At 67.7% G+C, this 17,853-nt stretch carries 12 protein-coding genes; 6 read left to right on the plus strand and 6 right to left on the minus strand.

The features are described from left to right. The first annotated feature begins 58 nt into the window (after positions 1–58). The 4 genes from smc to galU all read left to right on the plus strand — a co-directional run bounded on the left by smc (position 59) and on the right by galU (position 7,774). Positions 59–3,586: a chromosome segregation protein SMC gene (gene smc, locus U5817_RS07440; protein WP_407280218.1), complete on the plus strand. Its 3,528-nt coding sequence runs from the start codon at positions 59–61 to the stop codon at positions 3,584–3,586. A gap of 114 nt (positions 3,587–3,700) precedes the next feature. After that, on the plus strand, positions 3,701–4,807 hold the full coding sequence (locus U5817_RS07445; RefSeq protein WP_407280219.1) for a cell division protein ZipA C-terminal FtsZ-binding domain-containing protein: 1,107 nt from the start codon (positions 3,701–3,703) through the stop codon (positions 4,805–4,807). Beyond that, positions 4,807–6,840: an NAD-dependent DNA ligase LigA gene (gene ligA, locus U5817_RS07450; RefSeq protein WP_407280221.1), complete on the plus strand. Its 2,034-nt coding sequence runs from the start codon at positions 4,807–4,809 to the stop codon at positions 6,838–6,840. Before U5817_RS07445 ends, ligA begins: the two co-directional genes overlap by 1 nt. A gap of 61 nt (positions 6,841–6,901) precedes the next feature. Then, the gene (gene galU / locus U5817_RS07455) at positions 6,902–7,774 is read left to right on the plus strand and encodes a UTP--glucose-1-phosphate uridylyltransferase GalU (protein ID WP_169132181.1); all 873 of its coding nucleotides are present in this window, start codon (positions 6,902–6,904) and stop codon (positions 7,772–7,774) included. Positions 7,775–7,886: 112 nt separating this feature from the next. Here galU and typA read toward each other — a convergent pair whose 3' ends face one another. Further along, the gene (gene typA, locus U5817_RS07460) at positions 7,887–9,704 is read right to left on the minus strand and encodes a translational GTPase TypA (protein WP_169132182.1); all 1,818 of its coding nucleotides are present in this window, start codon (positions 9,702–9,704) and stop codon (positions 7,887–7,889) included. A gap of 200 nt (positions 9,705–9,904) precedes the next feature. Between typA and U5817_RS07465 the strand changes: the two genes are divergently transcribed. Next, positions 9,905–10,645 carry an S-methyl-5'-thioinosine phosphorylase gene (locus U5817_RS07465; RefSeq protein WP_169132183.1) on the plus strand — a complete coding sequence of 247 codons (741 nt, stop codon included), beginning with the start codon at positions 9,905–9,907 and terminating at the stop codon, positions 10,643–10,645. Positions 10,646–10,675: 30 nt separating this feature from the next. Here U5817_RS07465 and U5817_RS07470 read toward each other — a convergent pair whose 3' ends face one another. The 5 genes from U5817_RS07470 to U5817_RS07490 form a co-directional block, all read right to left on the minus strand. Continuing rightward, complete coding sequence (locus U5817_RS07470) at positions 10,676–11,086, minus strand: carboxypeptidase regulatory-like domain-containing protein (protein ID WP_169132184.1); 411 nt, start codon at positions 11,084–11,086, stop codon at positions 10,676–10,678. Between the two features lie 56 nt (positions 11,087–11,142). Continuing rightward, on the minus strand, positions 11,143–11,616 hold the full coding sequence (locus tag U5817_RS07475) for a YbhB/YbcL family Raf kinase inhibitor-like protein (RefSeq protein WP_407280223.1): 474 nt from the start codon (positions 11,614–11,616) through the stop codon (positions 11,143–11,145). Between the two features lie 28 nt (positions 11,617–11,644). Further along, positions 11,645–13,003: a nicotinate phosphoribosyltransferase gene (locus U5817_RS07480; RefSeq protein WP_407280224.1), complete on the minus strand. Its 1,359-nt coding sequence runs from the start codon at positions 13,001–13,003 to the stop codon at positions 11,645–11,647. After that, a complete protein-coding gene (locus tag U5817_RS07485; protein ID WP_407280225.1) occupies positions 13,000–13,605 on the minus strand; it encodes an isochorismatase family protein in 606 nt (201 codons plus the stop codon). The genes U5817_RS07480 and U5817_RS07485 overlap by 4 nt, the downstream gene beginning before the upstream one ends. Before the next feature lie 142 nt (positions 13,606–13,747). After that, complete coding sequence (locus U5817_RS07490) at positions 13,748–16,195, minus strand: Lon protease family protein (protein WP_407280226.1); 2,448 nt, start codon at positions 16,193–16,195, stop codon at positions 13,748–13,750. A 208-nt stretch (positions 16,196–16,403) separates the two neighbouring features. On the opposite strand from U5817_RS07490, the gene sufB reads away from it, so the two are divergent. Next, entirely contained in the window at positions 16,404–17,852 is a 1,449-nt protein-coding gene (gene sufB / locus U5817_RS07495; protein WP_169132189.1) for a Fe-S cluster assembly protein SufB, read from the plus strand. Position 17,853: the final 1 nt, after the last annotated feature.

A 17,853-nucleotide genomic window follows, 5' to 3' on the forward strand; every position in this document is an offset into this window, starting at 1 on the left:
CCGGCCGGCCCGCTAGCGCCACAACTCCAGTCCCGATTCGATCCGGCTCCGTCCCGAAGTGCGTCTCTCCAAGCTCAAACTCGCCGGTTTCAAGACCTTTGTCGATCCGACCACCGTGCTTACCCCCGGCAATCTCGTCGGCGTGGTGGGGCCGAATGGTTGCGGCAAGTCGAACATCATCGATGCGGTGCGCTGGGTGCTGGGCGAGACGCGCGCCAGCGCGCTGCGCGGCGAGTCGATGCAGGACGTGATCTTCAACGGCTCGACGACGCGCAAGCCGGTCTCGCGCGCGAGCGTCGAGCTGGTGTTCGACAATGCAGAAGGGCGCGCGGCGGGGCAGTGGTCGCGCTATGCGGAAATCTCGGTCAAGCGCGTGCTCGACCGTAGCGGCGAGTCGACCTACTTCCTCAACAACGTCCAGGTCCGGCGCAAGGACGTCATCGACCTCTTCCTCGGCACCGGGCTCGGTCCGCGCGCCTACGCGATCATCGAACAGGGCATGATCTCGCGCATCATCGAGGCACGCCCCGAGGAGGTGCGCGGCTTCCTCGAGGAGGCCGCGGGGGTCACGAAGTACCGTGAGCGTCGTCGCGAGACCGAAGGACGTCTGTCCGACGCGCGCGACAACCTCGCCCGTCTCGAAGACATCCGCATGGAGCTGGGCGAGCGTATCGGCCACCTGGAAGTGCAGGCGGAGATCGCCGCACGCTACCGCGACCTGAGCGCGGCGCACACGCAGCGCCAGCAACTGCTGTGGCTGCTCAAGCGCAACGAGGCGCGCGCCGAGCAGGCGCGGCTGGAGGGCGAGCTCAACCAGCTGTCGTCCAAGATGGAGGCGGATAGCGCCCGTCTGCAGGAACTCGAGAACGCCGTCGAGGAGGCGCGTGCGGGGCACTTCGAGGCGTCGGAAGCCACCCATGCCGCTCAGACGGACCTCTTTGCCGTGTCGGCGGAGGTGACGCGGCTGGAGGCTGAACTGCGCCATCTCGACGATGCGCGCAAGCGGCTCGAGGCGCGCCTCGCCCAGCTCTCCACCGACGAGATGCACTGGCACGAACGCCAGGCGGCGCTGACGGCCGAGCGCGAGCGCTGGACCGGGCTGATCGACAACGCGGCGATGCGCGCCGAGCAGGCCGAGGCGCGACATGCCGAGCTCGCCGAGCGCCTGCCCGAGGCGGAGGCCGCGCGCCAGGCTGCCGATACGACCGTCGCGGCGGCGCGGCGCGAGCTCGCGCAGACTGAGCAGCAGCTGCGCGTCGAGGAGGCCAAGCGCGCGAGCGCCGTGCGTGCGCTCGACGCGCTTAACCTGCGCCGCGGGCGTCTCGCGGGCGAATCGGGCGGCATCGAGGGGCCGGACGAGGCCGTGGTCGAGCGACAGGAGGCGCGTCTCGAAGGTCTGCGTGAGGAACTGGAACGCCAGCAGGAAGAGCTCGGCGCGGTGCAGATGCGGCTTCCGGAGGCGCAGGCCGCGCTGAAGGCCGCGCTCGAGCATGAGCGGCAGGTGCAGCGGCGTCTTACCGAACTGCGGGCGCGGCGCGATGCGCTGGTGCAGCTGCAGGCCAAGGTGCAGTCGCAGGGGCAGCTCGGCGACTGGTTGAAGCGCCACAAGCTGAGCGAGCTGCCGCCGCTGTGGCGTGACCTGCGGGTCGAGCCGGGCTGGGAGATGGCCGTCGAGGCCGTGCTGCGCGAGCGCCTGGCGGCGCTGACCGGCGACGTGAGCGACGCGGCGCGCGCGATGTTCGACGATGCGCCGCCGGGATCCTTCGCGCTGGCCTTCGGCGACGGGGTGGAGCAGGCTGCCGAGGGGACGCCGTTGCCCGGAACGTTCGCGCTGATGGACAGGATATCCTTCGTCGACGCGGGGCTGCGGCCGATCGTCGCCGACTGGCTGCGCAGCTGCCTGGCGACCGACGTGCTGGAGCCCTGGGTCGAGCGGCGCGGCGAGCTCGCCGCCGACCAGTGCCTCGTCGGGCCGCGCGGCCAGATCCTCACGCGGCATGCGCTAGTGCATTACGCGCCCGACAGTCGCACGCATGGCGTGATGGAGCGCCAGCGCGAGATCGACGGTCTTGCGGAGCAGCAGCTGGCGTTGGAGACGGAGGCCCATGTCGCCCACGACGCGTTGACCGCGGCGGAGGGCGTCGCGGCCGAGCTGCAGGAACGCGGCAACGCCTTGCGGCGCGAGCTGCAGGCGGCGCAGCAGCAGGTGCATGCCGAGCAGGTCGAGCTCCTGAAGCTCACGCAGGCACGGCAGCGTGCCGAGGAGCGGCGGGCGCAGCTCGCGCGCGACCTCGAGGACATCGTCCATCTCGAGTCCACCGAACGCGAGCACCTCGCCCGAGCGGAGATGGAGCAGGCACGCGCAGAGGAGTTGGCCGAGCTGCAGCGCGAGCGCCTTGACGGCGCGCTGGAGGTGCTGACCGAGCGCGACAACGTATTGCGCGAAACACGCTCACTCGAGCAGGCGCTTGCACGCGAACTGCAGGAGGCGCGCTTCTCCGAGCGCGAGTGCGCGGGCAAGCTCGAGGATATCGCGCGCAACCTGCAACTGGCCGGCGAGCAGCTCGGACGGATCGCCGTGGAGGTCGAGGCACGCCGACACGAGCTCGAGGCGACCGACAGCGGCCGCAGCCGAGATGCGCTGCAGGAGGCGCTCGAACTGCGGGCGCGGCGCGAGGCGGCGCTGGCGGCGCGCCGCGATGCGCTGGAGATGGCGGCGATGCGGCTGAAGCAGACCGAGGAGCTGCGCCTGCGCACCGAGCAGGAGGCAGCGCCGGCGCGCGGACGGGTGGCCGAACTGCGCCTCGCCGTGCAGGCGGCGGAGCTCGCGGCGGCGCAGTTCGACGAGCGGCTCGTGGAGGCCCAGGCCGACGAGGCGGCGCTGCAGCCGCTGCTCGTACCGGATCTGCGCGAGGGCTCGCTGGTGCGGGAAGTCGGACGGCTTGCGCGCGAGATCGCGGAGCTGGGCCAGGTGAACCTCGCGGCGCTGGACGAGCTGCGCAGCGCGCAGGAGCGCAAGGGGTATCTCGACGCGCAGTTCGATGACCTGATGCAGGCGATCGGAACGCTGGAGGACGCGATCCGGCGCATCGACCGCGAGACGCGCGAACAGCTGCAGGACACCTACAATACCGTGACGCAGCATTTCGGCACGCTGTTCCCGCAGCTCTTTGGCGGCGGACAGGCGCGGCTGGTGCTGACGGGCGACGAGATCCTCGATGCGGGCATCCAGATCGTCGCCCAGCCGCCCGGGAAGAAGAACAGTTCCATTCACCTGTTGTCGGGTGGCGAGAAGGCGCTGACGGCGATCGCGCTGGTGTTCTCGATGTTCCAGTTGAATCCCGCGCCCTTCTGCATGCTTGACGAGGTCGATGCGCCGCTGGACGATACGAATACCGAGCGCTATTGCCAGATGGTGAAGCGCATGTCATCGCAGACGCAGTTCGTCTTCATCAGCCACAGCAAGATCACGATGGAGATCGCGCAGCAGCTCGTGGGCGTGACGATGCAGGAACAAGGTGTCTCGCGCGTGGTGGAAGTGGATATGGAAGAGGCGCTGCGCCTGGCGGAGCCGGCAGCAGCCTGAAGATGAGTAGCGCCGGGGCCCGCAACGGGGACGCGGCGGCAAGGTTTCATTGCGAAGCCCAGGGAATTGCGAGGTCCGGCGCGCGCAGCGGCGGGACCGACAACGGGAAGGAAGATGGATAACGAATTGCAGATCGGGTTGGCGGCGCTGGGGGTGGCTTCGGTCGTCGGGATCGTCGCGTACAACAAGTGGCAGGAACGCAAGCATCGACGCGAGGCCGAGCAGGCCTTCCGGTCGGATCATCGCGACGTGCTGCTGGAGCCCGGCGACGGCGCCGCGGACGAGGTTCCCGCCGAGCGCCTGGAGCCCTCAATGGGCGAGGCGGAACCGGAGACCCGCCGTGCGGCTGCGGCCGTGCGCGACCCCGCTGTGCGCAAGGTGACGCCGGGCGTTCCGGATGCGGTCGATCAGCGCATCGACTGCGTGATCCGCATCGAGGCGATCGAGCCCTTGGACGCGCCGCGCCTGTGGGCCGCACAGAGCGAGCAGCTGATGGGCATCTCCAAGCCCGTGCGCTGGTTCGCCTTCGATGATGCGGCGAATCTGTGGCGATCGCTCGACGCGCATACGGCAGGAGCCTTCCATTGGTTCTGCGCGGCAATGCAGACGGTCGACCGCAGCGGGCCGATCAGCGAAAACGATTTCCTGCATTTCTCCGGCGGCATGCAGCGCGTGGCCGAACAGTTCCTGGCGGTGCCGGCCGACTTGCCGGCGCGTGGCGAGGCGCTGCGCAATGCAGCCGAGCTGGACAAGTTCTGTGCCAACGTGGATGTGCAGATCGGCATCAACGTGGTGAGCAACGGGCAGCCCTTTGTCGGCACCAAGATCCGGGCGCTGGCGGAGTCGCACGGCATGACGCTGGGTCCGGACGGCTCCTTCCATGCGCGTGACGAGGAGGGCAATACCCTGTACACGCTGAGCAACATGGAGCCGGCGCTGTTTGCAGCCGAAGAGATGCGCGACCTTGCCACCAACGGCCTCACGCTGGTGATCGACGTCCCGCGCGTGCCGAATGGCGTGTTCGCGTTCGAGCGCATGATGCGCCAGGCCATGCAGATGGCCGACGCCCTGCAGGGGACCGTCGTGGACGACAATCGTGCCCCGTTCGGTGCCGAGGCGGCGACGCTGATCCGCGGCCAGATCCAGCATTTCCAGGCACAGATGGCGAGCGGGGACGTGCCGGCGGGCGGCCCGCTGGCGCAGCGCCTGTTCTCGGCCTGATGATCGCTTCGGCCCAGGAGTTCGAGCGCGCCGCGCAGTTGCGGCGCGAACTCGAAGCCCACAATTACGCGTACTACGTCCTCGACGCGCCGACCGTTCCGGACGCGGAATACGATCGCCTGTTCCGCGAACTAGAAGCGCTCGAGCGCGAGTTTCCCGAACTGGCCACGCCCGATTCACCGACGCAGCGGGTCGGGGGCGCACCGATGCCGGAGCTTGCGCCGGTGCGGCATGCGGTGCCGATGCTGTCGATCCGCACCGAAACCGATACCACGAACGGCGGCGTGATCGCCTTCGACTCCCGTGTGCGCAACGCGCTGGGACTCGGTCCTGCCGACGGGCCGGTGGAGTACCTCGGCGAACTGAAGTTCGACGGGCTGGCGATCAGCCTGCGCTATGAACAGGGCGTTCTGGTGCGTGCGGCGACGCGCGGCGACGGCGAGACGGGCGAGGACGTGACGCACAATGTGCGCACGATCCGCCAGATTCCCCTGCGCCTGTCGGGCAAGCCGCCCGCGCTGCTGGAGGTGCGCGGCGAGATCTACATGCGCCGCGACGATTTCGAACGGTTGAATGCGCGTCAGGAACAGGCCGGCGACAAGCTGTTCATCAATCCGCGCAATACCGCGGCCGGCGCCGTGCGTCAGCTCGACCCGCGCATCGCCGCGAAGCGCCCCTTGTCCTTCTACGCCTATGGGCTGGGCGAGACCGGCGACTGGACGCTGCCGGCCACGCAGGCGGAACTGCTCGACGCCTTCGCGGGATTCGGCCTGCCGGTGTGCGAGCACCGCGTCGTCGCCGCAGGCGTCGAGGGGCTGTGCGAATTCCACGACCGCATCGCGGCGCTGCGCGACAGCCTGCCTTACGACATCGACGGGGTCGTGTACAAGGTCAACCGCTTCGAGCTGCAGCGCGAACTGGGCTTCGTCACGCGCGAGCCGCGCTGGGCGGTGGCGCACAAGTACCCGGCGCAGGAAGAGATCACCGAGCTCCTCGGCATCGAGGTGCAGGTCGGCCGTACCGGCGCGCTGACGCCGGTCGCGCGGCTCAAGCCGGTGTTCGTCGGCGGGGTCACGGTGACCAACGCGACCCTGCACAACGAAGAGGAAATCCTGCGCAAGGGCGTGCTGATCGGCGATCACGTCATCGTGCGGCGGGCCGGCGACGTTATACCGGAGGTCGTCGGGCCGGTGGTCGAGCGGCGTACCGGCAGCGAGCGGCCTTTCGTGATGCCGACGCGCTGCCCGGTGTGCGCGTCGCATGTCGAGAAGGCCGAGGACGAGGTGGTGGCGCGCTGCACGGGCGGGCTGTTCTGTCCCGCGCAGCGCAAGCAGGCCCTGCTGCATTTCGCCGGGCGGCGCGCGATGGACATCGAGGGGCTGGGCGACAAGCTGGTCGACCAGCTCGTCGAGGCGGGCATCGTCAAGACGCCGGCCGACCTGTACAAGCTGGGCGTGCTGGCCTTGGCGAACCTGCAGCGCATGGCCGAGAAGTCGGCGGCCAACCTGCTTGCGGCGATCGAGAAGAGCCGGCACACGACGCTCGCGCGGTTCATCTTCGCGCTCGGCATCCGCAATGTCGGCGAGGCGACGGCGAAGGATCTGGCGCGACATTTCGGCTCGCTCGACGCGCTGATGGATGCGACGCCGGAGAGCCTGCTGGCGGTGCCCGATGTGGGGCCGGTGGTCGCGCAGAGCATCGCGGGTTTCTTTGCCGAGGCGCACAACCGCGAGGTGATCGAGCAGTTGCGTGCGGCGGGCGTGAAGTGGGAAGAGGGCGAGCCGGCGGCTCCGGTCGCGGGCAGCGCGAGCGGCAAGGTGTTCGTGCTGACCGGCACGCTGCCGACGATGAGCCGCGACGAGGCCAAGGCCCTGATCGAGGCGCACGGCGGCAAGGTCAGCGGCTCGGTATCGAAGAAGACGGATTACGTGGTCGCGGGTGCGGAAGCCGGATCCAAGCTCGCGAAGGCGGAAGAGCTGGGCGTGGCGATCCTCGACGAGGACGGATTGCGGCACCTGCTGGAACAAGGTTGAAGATATGGCACGGACCAGACGCCGGGCTGATGCAAAAGACGAAACGAGGGAGAGTCATCCAATGAAAAAGGTCACCAAGGCGGTATTCCCGGTCGCCGGCATGGGCACGCGCTTCCTGCCGGCTACCAAGGCCAGTCCGAAGGAAATGCTGCCGATCGTGGACAAACCGCTGATCCAGTACGCGGTCGAGGAAGCGGTTGCGGCGGGCATCACCGACATGATCTTCATCACCGGCCGTACCAAGCGCTCCATCGAGGACCACTTCGACAAGGCCTACGAGCTCGAAACCGAACTCGAGGCGCGCGGCAAGAAGGAGCTGCTGGAGATCGTCAAGAAGACGGTGCCGAAGGGGGTGAACTGCGTGTACATCCGCCAGTCCGAGGCGCTCGGCCTCGGCCATGCGGTGCTGTGCGCGGCGCCGGTGGTCGGCGACGAGGCTTTCGCCGTGATCCTTGCGGACGATCTGCTGGACAATCACGGGGCCGAGCCGATCATGCAGCAGATGGTGGGGGTGTATAACTACCACCGCTGCTCGGTGCTGGGCACGATGAACGTGCCGCGCGAGGACACGCGCCAGTACGGTATCGTCAGCACCGACAGCCAGCAGGGCAACGTGCAGCGCGTGACCGGCATCGTCGAGAAGCCGAAGCCTGAGGACGCGCCGACGACCCAGGCGGTGGTTGGCCGTTACATCCTCACCCCGCACATCTTCGACCACCTGCGCTCGATCAAGCCGGGTGCGGGCGGCGAGCTGCAGCTCACGGACGCGATTGCCTCGCTGTTGAAGGAAGAGGCGGTGCTGTCCTACCAGTTCCAGGGCGTGCGCTACGACTGCGGCTCGAAGCTGGGCTACCTGAAAGCGACCGTTGAGCTCGGCCTGCGCCATCCGGAGATCGGTGCGGATTTCGCGGCCTACCTGGCTGAGCGCAAGTAAGCGCGAATGAGGGAGCGCGGGGGGCTGAGCTTCCCCGGCTCCCGGAAACAAAAAAGGCGCTGCATCGCAGCGCCCTTTTTTTGCCTCCCGGCCAGGACCGGGAGATCGCGTGTTACATCGCTTCCGCCTTCGCGGCGCGCTTGCGCTCGTTCTCGGTGAGGTAGCGCTTGCGCAGGCGGATCGACTTCGGCGTGATCTCGACCAGTTCGTCGTCGGCGATGAACTCGATCGCGGATTCCAGCGTGAGCTGGATCGCGGGGACGAGGCGAACGGCTTCGTCGGTGCCGGAGGCGCGCACGTTGGTGAGCTGCTTGCCCTTGATCGGGTTCACGACGAGGTCGTTGTCGCGCGAGTGGATACCGATGATCATGCCTTCGTACACCGGGTCATTGTGCGTGACGAACATGCGGCCGCGGTCCTGCAGCTTCCACAGCGCGTAGGCGACGGCCTGGCCATCGTCCTGCGAGATCAGCACGCCGTTGCGGCGCTCGCCCATCGCACCGGCCATCGGGCCGTAGTCGTCGAACACGTGGCTGGCGAGGCCGGTGCCGCGCGTCAGCGTCAGGAACTCGCCCTGGAAACCGATCAGGCCGCGGGCGGGGATACGGTATTCGAGACGGGTGCGGCCCTTGCCGTCGGACTGCATGTCCTGCAGTTCGCCGCGGCGGCGGCCGAGCTCTTCCATGACGCCGCCCTGATGCTCTTCCTCGACGTCGACGGTCAGCATTTCGTACGGCTCGCACTTCACGCCGTCGATCTCGCGGAACACGACGCGCGGACGACCGACGGCCATCTCGAAGCCTTCGCGGCGCATGTTCTCCAGCAGGATGGTGAGGTGCAGTTCGCCGCGGCCGGAGACTTCGAAGACGTCGGAGTCGTTGGTGTAGTTCACGCGCAGCGCGACGTTCTTGAGCAGTTCCTTCTCCAGGCGCTCGCGGATCTGGCGGCTGGTGACGAACTTGCCTTCGCGCCCGGCGAGGGGCGAGGAGTTGACCATGAAGTTCATCGTCAGCGTCGGTTCGTCGACGGCGATCGGCTTCAGGCCGTCGAGGCTGTCCGGGTCACAGATCGTGACGCCGATGTTGACCTGATCGATGCCGGAGACCAGCACGATGTCGCCGGCTTCGGCCGATTCGGCCTGGCTGCGCTCGAGGCCCTTGAAGGTCAGCACCTGGCCGATCTTGGCCTTGCCGCGGTTCTCGTCGCCGTACATGACGACGACTTCCTGGTTCGGACGGATGCGGCCGCGCTTGATACGGCCGATGCCGAGCTGGCCGATGTAGGTCGAGTAGTCGAGCGAGCAGATCTGCAGCTGCAGGGGGCCGTCGGCGTCGACTTCGGGCTGCGGAACATGTTCCAGGATCGCTTCGTACAGCGGCTTCATGTCCGTGCCCGGCGTGGCGGGGTCGAGCATCGCGAAGCCGTTCAGCGCCGAGGCGTACACGACCGGGAAGTCGAGCTGCTCTTCGGTGGCGCCGAGCTTGTCGAAGAGATCGAAGGTGTGGTTGATGACCCAGTCCGGACGGCTGCCCGGACGGTCGATCTTGTTGATCACGACGATGGGCTTGAGGCCCAGGGCGAGTGCCTTGCGCGTGACGAAGCGGGTCTGCGGCATCGGGCCTTCGACGGCGTCAACGAGCAGCAGCACGCCGTCGACCATCGACAGGACGCGCTCGACTTCGCCGCCGAAGTCGGCGTGTCCCGGGGTGTCGACGATGTTGATGTGGGTGTCACCGTACTGGATCGCGCAGTTCTTGGCGAGAATGGTGATCCCGCGCTCCTTCTCGAGATCGTTGGAGTCCATCACCCGCTCGGAAACCTGCTGGTTCTCGCGGAAGGTGCCGGATTGGCGCAGGAGCTGGTCGACGAGGGTCGTCTTGCCGTGGTCGACGTGGGCGATGATGGCGATGTTGCGGATGGCGCGGGACATGTGGGACCGGAAGTCTTTGAAAAGTTTTTAATTTTAGCACGCGGTGTGGCATCGCAGCATGGGTCGTCGAGCGATCGGAGGCGTGCCCGCGGCCGGGCCGATGTCGTGCGGGTAGCGGCTGTGCCGTCGTCGCCGTGCGGGCCGGGGCGCGCCGTGGCCGCATGCTAGAATCGGCGCCGTTTTTCAAGGAGACAGGCTTCATGCTCGCGATCATCGGCGGGACCGGACTCACCCAGCTTTCCACTCTCGAAATCACCCGGCGCGAGGTCGCGCGCACGCCCTACGGCGAGCCGTCCGGTGCGCTGACCTTCGGCAAGCTGGCGGAAAAGCCGGTGGTGTTCCTGGCGCGTCACGGATACGGCCACACGATCCCGCCGCACCAGGTGAACTACCGTGCGAATATCTGGGCGCTGAAGCAGGCGAAGGTGTCGGCGATCGTGTCGGTCGCGTCGGTGGGCGGCATCCGCGCCGAGTTCGGGCCGGCTGCGATGGTGGTGCCGAACCAGATCATCGACTACACATGGGGACGCAAGAGCACGTTCTTCGAGGGCGGCGAGTCGGCGGTGCATCACATCGACTTCACGCATCCCTACGACGAGCCGCTGCGCCAGCGCATCCTCGCGGCCGCCGCGGCGGTGGGCGAGGCGATGTACGACGGCGGCGTGTATGCCGCGACCCAGGGGCCGCGCCTCGAGACGGCGGCGGAGATCAATCGCATGGAGCGCGACGGGGCCGATCTCGTTGGCATGACCGGCATGCCCGAGGCGGCGCTGGCGCGCGAGCTGAACCTGCCTTACGCGGCGATCAACGTGGTCGCCAACTTCGCTGCAGGCCGCGGTGCGAGCGAGACCGGGATCCAGTTCAGCAGCATCGAGGTGGTGCTGCAGGAGGCGATGGTGCGGGTGCGCCGCGTCCTCGAAGAGGTCTGCCGCGCCTCCTGAGCACTTCCGGCGGCCGGGGGGCGTTCGTCCTCACCAGTAGAAGGCGACTTCCCGCTGCCCCTTGGCGGGAAGTTTCGCGTCGCGCAGTTGCTGCTTCCCGGCGTTGGTGACCGCGACGCGGTAATCGCCTGCGGGCAGGCGGGCGAACACGAACGGCCCCTGCGCGATGAGTTCGAGCACCTTGCGCCCGTCGCGCCGGGTCACGACGACTTCGGTGTCGGACAGGTAGGAACCGCCTTTTTCCGCGAAGACGAGCTTGAGGTTGTAGTCGGCCGCCGTGAAGAACAGCTGTTCGCGTTCCTCAAGGCTCACGCCGCCGGAGAGGTAGGGCACGCCCTCGAATTCGCCCTGGTGCAGGGCGGAGTCCTGCGCGAGCGCAGTCGTCGCCGGCACGGTGGCGGCAAGGGCCAGGAGTATGGCGATGATCTTTCCTCGGTTCATGCTAATCACCTCCTTCGTTTGCAGGGACCGGCCGCGCGGGCGGACGGCTTCATGCATTAGTGACGCGCGAAGGTGCCAATGAGTTCGGCCTGCGCGATCACGTGGCCGCGCATTTGTGTTTCCAGTTGTGCCTTGGTCGGTTGTCCCAGGTCGGGAAGGACGGTATCCAGCGCATACAGCTTGTGGAGGTAGCGGTGGCGCCCGATCGGCGGGCAGGGGCCGCCGTAGCCGGTGCGCTTCCAGTCGTTGAGGCCTTCGAGGGTGCCGGGCGGCAGGGCCGTCGCGGTAACGGCTTCGGGCAGGCCTTCGGCGGTCGCGGGGATGTTGTACAGCACCCAATGCACCCAGGTCATCCTGGGCGCGGCGGGATCGGGGGCGTCGGGGTCGTCGACGATCAGCACGAGGCTTTGCGTGCCGGGAGGGACTCCGCTCCACGCGAGCGGGGGCGACACGTTGCGGCCCTCGCAGGTGTAGGTCGCGGGCATCGCGTTGCCGTGCGCGAATGCGCTGGATCCGAGTTTCAGGCTCATGTCGGCGTTCTCCTGTCGCATGCCGGTGTCAGCGCGGCGCGGGGGCGCCGGCGTCCACTCGGCGGTCTACGGTTTCTGCAAGCTCGTGCAGTGCAGGGGAGACGGTGACCCGCGGTGCCTCGGCGGGGCCGATCTGGCGCAGGCGCGGCGGGAGCGCCGCAAGATTGGCGGCGGCGTGGGCACGCACCGCGGCAAGCGGCGGGGAAGGCGAGAGGCGCCGGCCGCCGCGCATCACGGGGACGAGCAGGGGTTCGCCGTCCGCGCCATCGTCCGTTGTCGTGAGCAGGTCGTCGGAGATACGGCCGTCGGCGTCGCGATGGCGGTAAACCTGCTTGCGGCCGGGCCACGTCGCCTTGCCTTCGGAGCGCTTGCGGCGCGGCTGGCCGTCATATTCCTGCAGTTTGTAGGCGCAATCGAGCCAGGGCTGGTCCGCTGACGTGTTCATTCGCGTGCCGACACCGAAGCCGTCGATCGGCGCGCCGCTGGCGAGCAGGTCGCGAACGGCGAACTCGTCGAGGTTGCCGCTGACGAAGATGCGCACGCCGGGTAGGCCTTCGCCGTCGAGGATCGCGCGCACGCGGCGCGCATGCTCGGCGAGGTCGCCGCTGTCGATGCGCACGGCCTGGATCGCGATGCCGTCGGGGGCGAGGCGGGTGGCGAGATCCGCGAGCTTGCGTGCGGCCGATTCGGTGTCGTAGGTGTCGATGAGCATCGTGTTCGCCGCGGGTTGCGAGCGGGCGAAATGCTCGAAGGCGGCGGCTTCGTCGTCGTGGGCCTGGATGAAGGAGTGGGCCATCGTGCCGTACAGCGGGATGCCCCATCTCATGCCGGCTGCGACCGTCGCGGTGCCGTCGAAGCCGGCGAGGTGGCTGGCGCGCGCGGAGAGGAGGCCGGCTTCGGCGCCGTGGGCGCGGCGCAGGCCGAAGTCGACCAGCAGCCGGCCTTGCGCGGCGAGGGTGCAGCGCGCGGCCTTGGAGGCGACCATGGTCTGGAACTGCAGCAGGTTGATGATGCGCGTCTCGACGAGCTGGGCCTGCGGCAGCGGTGCGGTGACGCGCAGGATGGGCTCGTCGGCGAAGAACACCGTGCCTTCGGGCATCGCTTCGACATCGCCGGTGAAGCGCAGGCTTCCGAGCCAGTCGATGAAGCGGCGGTGGAAGCGCCCGCAGTCGGCCAGCCAGGCGAGTTCCTCGTCGGTGAAGCGCAGGGTCTCTAGGTAGTCGAGTACCTGCTCGAGGCCGGCCGCGACGAGGAAGTTGCGGTGTTCGGGAAGCCGCCGCACAAAGAACTCGAACGAGGCGGTCCGGGTCATGCCGCCGTCGAAATAGGCCTGCAGCATGGTGAGCTGGTAGAGGTCGGTGAGCAGCGCGGAGGCGGACGGGGTCATGCGGGATTCCTGATGTCGACGGACGCGATCGGGTGCGCGCCGAGCCGCGCCATTTCGTCGATCGCGCGCTGGCCATCACCGGGCGTGACGTCGACGGCGCGGATCGCGTCGGTGAGCAGGATCACTGCGTAGCCGTTGGCGAGGCCGTCGCGCACGGTGTTGAGGACGCAGTAGTCGGTGGCGAGACCGCCGACGAACAGGCGGCGCACGCCTGCGGCCTGCAGCCTGTCATGAAGGTCGGTGCCGCCGAAGCCCGAGTAGGCGTCGACATCGGCCGTGACGGCCTTGGATACGATGGTGGCTGATTCCGGAAGGGCCAGCGCGGGCGCGAAGGCCGCGCCGGGGGTGCCGGCGATGCAGTGTGGCGGCCACGGACCGCTGCGGGCATGGAATGAGCAGTGGTCCTGCGGGTGCCAGTCGCGTGTGGCGATGACGGGCAGTCGGAGCCGCGTGCAGCGTGCGATCAGGGTGTTGAGCGGCGCGACCACTTCATCTCCCCGAGGCACGGCGAGGCTGCCGCCCGGGAGGAAATCGTTCTGCACGTCGACGATGATCAGCGCATCGCCGGGCTGCAGGGTGATCGGTGAGGCGGGGCGTGCCATCGTGCGTCTCCGGTCTTTCGATCATCAAGCCGGCGTCCAATTCACCCCCGTTTGCCCGGAGCTCGTCGCAGGGCAGTCGCGGGGCTTCGACGGGCTCCGCCCCAACGGTCGTTCATTGTCGGGCCGATTCCTTCTTGCCTTATTACTTTAGACCTCCATCGGGCTCCTGCATCCGTGTGCTCTTGCCGTTGCCCTTCGCGCTGCGCTTGCCGGAGCCGAATTCCTTGCGCAGGGCGATGAGTTCGGTGATGCGGGCCTCGATGCGCTGGTTCACGCTGCCTTCGGGGTACGCGCCCTTGACGTCGGCTTCGCCGGCCGTGATGCCGGTGAGGAGGGTGATCGCCTCGTCGACGGTGGAGACGGGATGGACGTGGAAGCGTCCTTCGGTGGCGGCCTGCACGACGTCATCGCGCAGCATCAGGTGCTTGACGTTGGATGCGGGGATGATGACGCCCTGATCGCCGGTGAGTCCGCGTGCCTTGCAGATATCGAAGAAGCCCTCGATCTTTTCGTTCACGCCGCCGATCGCCTGCACTTTGCCGTGCTGGTTGATGGAGCCAGTGATCGCGAGCGATTGGCGGATGGGTACGCCCGACAATGCGGAGAGCAGCGCACATAGTTCGGCGAGCGAGGCGCTGTCGCCTTCGACCGGGCCGTAGGACTGTTCGAACACGAGGCTGGCCGACAGCGACAGGGGCCGGTTCTGCGCGTAGCGCGACGCGAGACAGGCCGACAGGATCATCACGCCCTTGGTGTGGATGGCCCGGCCGAGCTCGGCCTTGCGCTCGATGTCGACGACATCGCCATCTCCGAGGCGGGCCGTCGCGGTGATGCGCGTGGGGCGGCCGAACATGAAGTCGCCGAGGTCGATGACCGCGAGGCCGTTGATCTGGCCCACTTCGGCGCCGGTCGTGGAGATCAGCAAAGTGTCGCGCAGGACCGCGTCGTGCACCGCGTCGCGCAGGCGGTCGGCGCGTTCGATGCGGGCCGCCAGGGCGGCTTCGATGTCGCGGCGCTGCATGGCAGGTCGGCCGGCGGCGCGTGCAACGTGGTCGGATTCGCGCAGCAGGTCGGCGAGTTCGCGTGTGCGCGTGCTCAGCTTGCCGGCGTCTTCGGCGAGGCGCGAGGCGTATTCGACGAGGCGGCCGGCGGCGTCGCGGTCGAGCGGCAGCAGACCCTGCTGGCGAGCGAGCGCAGCCGCCTTGCGCAGGTAGTGGCGGGTGTTGTCGGGCGTGCGTTCGACGACGTCCTCGAAGTCGGCGCCGATCTTGAAGAGCTCGTCGAACTCCGGGTCGAGGGCCTTCAGCAGGTAGTAGTGGCGGCGCAGCCCGACGAGGACGACCTTGACGGAGAGCGTGATGGGGTCGGGTTCGAGCGGCAGCGAGCCGACCCAGCCGAACACCTGGGCGAGCGACTCGATGCGCACCTGGCCGGACTTCAGCGAGCGCTTGAGGCCTTCCCACGCGTAGGCCTGGGTCAGCACTTTTTCGGCGTCGAGGATCAGGTAGCCGCCGTTGGCGCGATGCAGGGCGCCGGCGCGGATCAGCGTGAAATTGGTAACCAGGGTGCCCATGTGGGCGATCTGGTCGACGCGGCCGACGAGGTTGGGGAAGGTCGGGTGGTCCTCGAACACGATCGGTGCAGTCTTCCGTCCATCCTGATCGACGACCAGGTTGACCTGGTAGCGCTGTGCCGAGATGCCGCCCTCGGACGGGCCGGACGAATCGCTCTTCGCCGCCTGTTCGCGCAATTCCTGGCCGACTTCGACGACGTCGCGCAGCACCTTGTCGAGGAAGGTCTGGATCGCGGGCAGGTCCGCGTGGCGCTCCTTCAGTTCCTCGATGAGGTGGCCGACCGCGAGCTCCAGCGTCTCGCGGCTGGCGTCGCGGATCCGCGCCTGCATTTCGCGGCGCTGGCGCGGGAACTGCTGCAGCAACTTGTGCAGCTTTTCGCGCAGGCCTTCGATGAGCTTGCCGATGCGTTCGCGCTCTTCCTCGGGCAGCGCGTTGAAGGCTTCCGGGTCCAGGCTCTCTTCACCCTTCATCGGCACGAAGGCGAAACCCTGCGGGGTGCGCAGGAAGGCGACGCCTTTGTCGCTTGCCTCGTCGCCGAGCGCGCGCAGGGCGCTTTCCTCGCGCTGCTTGAATTCGTCCTGGATCGATTCGATGCGCGCGCGGTATTCGTCGCTGTCGAAGCCGGCAGCGATGGCCTGGCCGAGTTCGGAGACGAATTGCTGCATGTCGTCGCGGAACTGGGCGCCGCGTCCGGGCGGCAGCTGCAGCGCGTGGGGATAGTTCGGTTCGGCGAAGTTGTTGATGTAGATCCAGTCGCCGGGCGAGGGCCGGGTGGCGGCATGGGCTTCCAGCAGGCGGCGCACCGCGGCGTGGCGCCCGCCGCCGGGTTCGCCGAGAACGAAGAGGTTGTAGCCGGGAGCGTCGATCTCCAGCGCGAGACGCACGGCGTCAACGGCGCGCTCCTGGCCGAAGATCTCGTCGGGTTCGGGCAGGTTCTCGGTGGTTTCGAAGTCCAGGAGCTCGGGGGGACAGCGGGTGCTCAGCTGTTGCGGCTCGAGCGGAGGAATGGCGGGCATCGCAATGGTTCTCCTGCATCCAGATATTCGTTCCGGATTCCCGGTGCTGCGCTCGTAATTAGACTGGATGGGGCGATAGATTGCGAGCTATTTGTTCATGGGTTGCAGAGACCATGCCAATCGCGTGGGAATGGCCCGGAACGAAACGCCGGTGACCGGGTCCACCAACCGAGGATGGCCATGTGTTTCGGACATGGAGGATCGCGGAATGGGCAAGGGCTCCGTGCAGCTCGACGAGCTGATCAGCCAGGAATACCGCCACGGCTTCTACACGCCGCTGGACGCCGACGCCGTGCCGCGCGGCCTGTCCGAGGACGTGATCCGCCTGATCTCGGCAAAGAAGCAGGAGCCGGCCTTCATGCTCGAGTGGCGGCTGAAGGCGTTCCGCCACTGGCTCACGATGAGCGAGCCGCACTGGGCGACAGTGCATCATCCGCCGATCGACTACCAGGACATCGTCTATTATTCGGCGCCGCGCGGAAAGGGGGACGGACCGAAGAGCCTCGCCGAGGTCGATCCGGAACTGCTGCGTACCTACGAGAAGCTCGGCGTGCCGTTGCAGGAGCGCGAGCTGCTGGCCGGCGTCGCAGTGGATGCGGTGTTCGACAGCGTGTCGGTGGCGACGACCTTCAAGGACAAGCTCGCCTCGCTAGGCATCGTGTTCTGCTCGTTTTCCGAGGCCGTGCGCGATCATCCGGACCTCGTGCAGGAATATCTCGGCTCGGTCGTGCCCTACACGGACAACTTCTTTGCAACGCTCAATTCGGCGGTGTTTTCCGACGGGTCGTTCTGCTACATCCCGCCGGGGGTGCGTTGTCCGATGGAGCTGTCGACCTACTTCCGCATCAACGCAAAGAACACCGGGCAGTTCGAGCGCACCTTGATCATCGCCGACCGCGGCGCCTACGTGAGTTACCTCGAAGGCTGCACGGCGCCGATGCGCGACGAGAACCAGCTGCATGCCGCGGTCGTCGAGCTGATCGCGCGCGAAGGCGCAGAGATCAAGTATTCGACGGTGCAGAACTGGTATCCGGGCGACAAGGAGGGCAAGGGCGGCATCTACAACTTCGTCACCAAGCGCGGCGACTGCCGCGAGGCGAACTCGAAGATTTCGTGGACCCAGGTGGAGACCGGTTCGGCGATCACGTGGAAGTATCCGAGCGTAATCCTGCGCGGCGACAACTCGGTGGGCGAGTTCCATTCGGTGGCGCTGACGAATCACTGGCAGCAGGCGGACACCGGTACGAAGATGATCCACCTGGGGCGCAACACGCGGAGCACGATCCTCTCCAAGGGCATCTCGGCGGGGCATGGCAGCAACGCCTACCGCGGTCTCGTGAAGGTCGCGAAGAGTGCGGCGGGGGCGCGCAACTACACCCAGTGCGACTCGCTGCTGCTCGGCGACCGTTGCGCGGCGCACACCTTCCCCTACATCGAGGTGAAGAACCCGACGGCGCGCGTCGAGCACGAGGCCTCGACCTCGCGCATCGGTGAGGACCAGCTCTTCTACTGCCAGAGCCGCGGGATTTCGGCCGAGGACGCGGTGTCGCTGATCGTGTCCGGCTTCTGCAAGGAGGTGTTCAAGCAGTTGCCGATGGAGTTCGCGGTCGAGGCGCAGAAGCTGCTCGGCGTGAGTCTGGAGGGGAGTATCGGATGAG

It is taken from the genome of Aromatoleum evansii (assembly GCF_045689615.1).
GTDB lineage: Bacteria > Pseudomonadota > Gammaproteobacteria > Burkholderiales > Rhodocyclaceae > Aromatoleum > Aromatoleum evansii.

What these genes read in the sequence shown, in the direction of transcription:
- U5817_RS07445 (WP_407280219.1), top strand. Translation starts at nt 3,701, where the DNA reads ATGGATAACGAATTGCAGATCGGGTTGGCGGCGCTGGGGGTGGCTTCG.
- ligA (WP_407280221.1), top strand. Translation starts at nt 4,807, where the DNA reads ATGATCGCTTCGGCCCAGGAGTTCGAGCGCGCCGCGCAGTTGCGGCGC.
- galU (WP_169132181.1), top strand. Translation starts at nt 6,902, where the DNA reads ATGAAAAAGGTCACCAAGGCGGTATTCCCGGTCGCCGGCATGGGCACG.
- typA (WP_169132182.1), bottom strand. Translation starts at nt 9,704, where the DNA reads ATGTCCCGCGCCATCCGCAACATCGCCATCATCGCCCACGTCGACCAC.
- U5817_RS07465 (WP_169132183.1), top strand. Translation starts at nt 9,905, where the DNA reads ATGCTCGCGATCATCGGCGGGACCGGACTCACCCAGCTTTCCACTCTC.
- U5817_RS07470 (WP_169132184.1), bottom strand. Translation starts at nt 11,086, where the DNA reads ATGAACCGAGGAAAGATCATCGCCATACTCCTGGCCCTTGCCGCCACC.
- U5817_RS07475 (WP_407280223.1), bottom strand. Translation starts at nt 11,616, where the DNA reads ATGAGCCTGAAACTCGGATCCAGCGCATTCGCGCACGGCAACGCGATG.
- U5817_RS07480 (WP_407280224.1), bottom strand. Translation starts at nt 13,003, where the DNA reads ATGACCCCGTCCGCCTCCGCGCTGCTCACCGACCTCTACCAGCTCACC.
- U5817_RS07485 (WP_407280225.1), bottom strand. Translation starts at nt 13,605, where the DNA reads ATGGCACGCCCCGCCTCACCGATCACCCTGCAGCCCGGCGATGCGCTG.
- U5817_RS07490 (WP_407280226.1), bottom strand. Translation starts at nt 16,195, where the DNA reads ATGCCCGCCATTCCTCCGCTCGAGCCGCAACAGCTGAGCACCCGCTGT.
- sufB (WP_169132189.1), top strand. Translation starts at nt 16,404, where the DNA reads ATGGGCAAGGGCTCCGTGCAGCTCGACGAGCTGATCAGCCAGGAATAC.